The organism is Phyllobacterium sp. P5_D12 (assembly GCF_054049495.1).
Genome location: NZ_JBFUMG010001007.1, coordinates 1 through 952 on the forward strand (window position 1 = coordinate 1; position 952 = coordinate 952).

General features: G+C 55.7%; 1 protein-coding gene. It reads left to right on the forward strand.

The annotated features are described in order from the left end of the window. Positions 1-612, forward strand: a 612-nt coding sequence (locus tag ACXJ5O_RS28305) for an SDR family NAD(P)-dependent oxidoreductase (RefSeq protein WP_457302812.1), incomplete at its 5' end; no start/stop codon positions are given. Positions 613-952: the final 340 nt, after the last annotated feature.

Sequence of the window (952 nt, forward strand, 5' to 3'; positions counted from 1 at the left end):
CCCTGGCCGGCTGGTCCCGACGATCACATAAAAGTCGATTTAGCAGACCCCGCCGATGTCGATCATGCGGTGTCCGAAATCAGGCAGAGGCTCGCCGTGGAGGGCGGCAAGCTCAATGCGCTGGTCAACAATGCCGGTATTTCACCGAAGAACAGTTCGGGTGCCCGTCTCGATTCCATCGAGACCCCCATGCAGACATGGATGAGCGTGTTCCAGGTGAATTTCTTCGCGCCCATCATGCTGGCGCGTGGCCTCTTTGCCGAACTAGAAGCCGCCCAGGGATCTGTGGTCAACGTGACATCGATTGCCGGCAGCCGCGTCCATCCTTTCGCGGGCACCGCCTATGCCACGTCCAAGGCGGCGCTGGCATCTCTTACACGCGAAATGGCGTCAGACTTTGGGCCGCACGGCATTCGCGTCAATGCAATTGCACCGGGCGAAATCGACACGGCGATTTTGTCTCCCGGCACCGACAAAATGATTGAGCATCTGCCATTACGGCGGCTCGGAAAAACGGCCGAGGTGGCTGAAACGATCTACTTCCTTTGCACCGAATCGTCCTCATACGTGACGGGTTCCGAGATCCATATCAATGGCGGCCAGCACGTTTAAAGCGCGCTTGGCCGGGCACCAATTGTGGCGCGACGCCGCGAAAAAGCCACGATTTCGCCACGGAATTCGGGATAAGTTTGTGCAAATTTGACGCAAAAATAGCTCGTTTTCACGCAAAAATGGATTAAACCCGGACGAAAATTCGCTTGCCGTACAGGCGGAATGCGAGAGGAATAAGTTCTCAGCTGAGAACTTATTCCTTCATTGCAATTCGTCAAACGTAGCGATTAACGACGTTTTCCAGATATTCCTGGCGTCCGGACCGCGGCTGCGGCTGCAGGTTCCTGTCGTTGACTTGCTTTGCGATCTCTTCAAGCGAGACCTTTCCAGAGAGCATGGC